This is a genomic window from Arsenicibacter rosenii, assembly GCF_001870735.1.
In the GTDB taxonomy this organism is placed as follows: domain Bacteria; phylum Bacteroidota; class Bacteroidia; order Cytophagales; family Spirosomataceae; genus Arsenicibacter; species Arsenicibacter rosenii.
The window spans coordinates 1-2,632 of sequence record NZ_MORL01000093.1 but is presented as its reverse complement, the minus strand read 5'-3'; the positions used below and the strand labels follow the sequence as shown (position 1 = coordinate 2,632).

Annotated in this window: 2 protein-coding genes; both read right to left on the bottom strand. The window is 53.5% G+C overall.

Annotated features, from left to right (window positions below):
• The coding region (locus BLX24_RS29925; protein WP_374755025.1) for a PVC-type heme-binding CxxCH protein at positions 1–1,975 on the bottom strand (1,975 nt) is incomplete at its 3' end.
• Positions 1,976–2,026: 51 nt separating this feature from the next.
• Positions 2,027–2,632 (bottom strand): ThuA domain-containing protein (locus BLX24_RS29920; RefSeq protein WP_071506861.1); only part of this gene is annotated, 606 nt, incomplete at its 5' end.

The window sequence follows — 2,632 nt, the reverse complement described above, 5'->3', positions numbered from 1 at the left end:
CCGTTCCGTCGTCAGCGAGGGTGTGTTGCTTCGTGCCCAGAAAACCGATGGTATTGTTTATCAGGAAGTCACCCTGGTATTCGTCCGGGAAATGGCGGCTCGACACAAATTCGAGGCCCGACGTTGGCCGGACCCGGTGAGCATCTTCAACCAACTGTACGCTCTTATGGGTATACTCGCCATAACGCGGGAGCACCGTACCCGGCAGCATCCAGCGGACATCCGGACTGGAGGTTTCGGCAAAGAAAGGCTGTCCCCAATCATCAAAGGCAATGCCCCACGGATTCGGGATGGAAAGCTGAGCTGTCCGTTCCAGTTTATGCAGTTGCGGGCTATACCGGTAAAACCCGCCGTTTGTTGCCCGCACCGTTCCGTAAGGCGTTTCAACATCGGTATGCAGGAAAACGCCTTCGCCCGAATAAATGGCTCCGGAAGGATCGACGGTATAGGCATGGCTGTTGTGGTGCGTATCGTGGTCGTCGAAACCGCTCAGCAGAATGTCTGATTTGTCGGCTTTGCCATCGCCGTCGGTATCTTTCAGGATTTTAAAATTCGTACCCTGTGAGACATATACGCCTTCTTTTGCTATTTCAAAACCCAGCGGCAAGTGCAGGTGATCGGCAAAAACCGTTTGTTTGTCGGCTTTACCATCCTGGTTGGTGTCTTCGAGAATGATAATCTTGTCGTCAGGCTTCGGATCGCCGGGCTTGTAGTGGGGGTAACTCGGCATGGTGGCTACCCACAGCCGGCCCTTGTTATCAAAGGACATCTGCATGGGTTTGGCCAGGTCCGGAAAATCGGATTCAGAGGCAAACAGCTCAATTTTAAAGCCTGGTGCCACCTTCAGTTTTGCCAGGGCTTCCTGTCCGTAGAGATAGGTCAGGCTGCCGTTTTTATCCGGGTTATAGTTGGTTTTAACCGCGGGCAGTTGCCGGGTGTTCATATCCGCAGCGGCCAGGTCCATTTTCTCCCCTTTAGTGGCTGCCAGCCAGATTGCCTGATCCCGGATAGCGGTCATTTCCCTGATTTTTTCGATTTCGGCAGGGTAGTTATCCGGACCGAACGGATTATAGCGGCGGCCGTAGACATGGACGCCGTTCGGGATTTTATAGTCATTATGCCACATCCAGTCTTTTTCCAGCACAGCATCGCGGACCATCCGGGTGTTTACCTTTGGATTCGGGGCGGTTTTGCCAAAAACGGCGTCGGCCAGAAACATACCAAAACGTTTATACCCCTCGTCATTGAGTTGAAAGCCGTCGATGGTCAGGGGTTCAGCGGTTGAGGCATACCATTGCTGCGTCGGCGTAAAGGCGTCGATAAACAGGACATTGTTTTGGGCTGCCACCTCTTTCATAGCGTTGGTATACAGCAACAGATTCGCGTTTTCGGCTTTACCGTTCGGCAGGTCGTAGCGGTCAGACAGGTCTTCGAACGCAATCGGGGAGACAAGCACCAGTTTCGGGGCAGTGGTGCCGTTGTACCGCTGACTTAAGGTATACTTGATGAAGGCATCCAGCTCGGCCTTGTAGGTAGCCAGGCCGGCTTTCCCCTGAAACGATTCGCTATAGCCAAACAGGCCGATGAGGATATCGGTTTTCAACCGGGTAAGCCATTCGTCAGGACTATCAAAATGCCCCTGACTGTCAGAGTCCTTTGCATACTCGCTCTGAAATTTTTCCGCACCCGGAAAAGCCCAGGGTTTCTTCCGGCTGGCATGCGGACGGAAGCCCGGCGTATCCCCGCCATCACACATGTTCCGGACGAACAGCAGGCTATCGGGATACCGGCTGTGTAATTCGGTTTCGAAATAGCCGTAATTCATCTCCCGCGAGCCCAGATTGCCGCCAATCAGGGAAATATGGGCTGCTTTACGGAGCGGGATCTTCCGGTCGGGGTTGGGTTGAAAAGCAGAAAAAGCAATCAGGACAATGCTGAGCGTGACTAGCCATCCGGTGATGCTGACTTTATTCATGACGTTGTTCAGAAAAGGGTTGTATACAGAAGGTCGCCGGTTTGATTTCCGTTATTTCGGGTGGCCGTAAGGCACATTGATGGCCATTTTGCCTTTCCATTTTTTGGGTACGGGCTTCCCAAGCTCCCAATGAATGGCATTGATGATCAGTCGCTGAAAGGCTTCGGCCTGAAAATCTTCCGGATGCCCGAGTGTAGTCATAAAGGCTTTTCCGCCCCACTGATTGGTCCATGTCCAGGCAACCGGATTGTCAATTGCCTCTTTATCCGGGTTAACCGATTTCCCCATCAGCAGCGGGGTCGCACCTTTTGCCGGATAGTCGGGCAGTACCCGATAAAGCCACGAAGACTGGTGAAAGGCAGGAGCAACGCCCGTCAGAACCGGATGTTTGGCCGCCTCCGGAATGATCGTCACATCAGTTGTGCTCTTGTGGCCGTAGTGGGTATGTTTAGCGGCTCCGCCCCAGCCCGGAGGAGCTCCGAACGCAAATTCACCGAAGGCATTCCAGCGCACACGGGGATCACCGGCCGGAAAATTAAACGCATGGGTTGTTGTCCGGAATCCCATGACCGGCTTTCCCGATTTCAGATAGGCATCGATATGGTCGAGCTGCTCTTGTGGCAGCTGACGCCAGCGGAGGTAGAAAACAGCCAGATC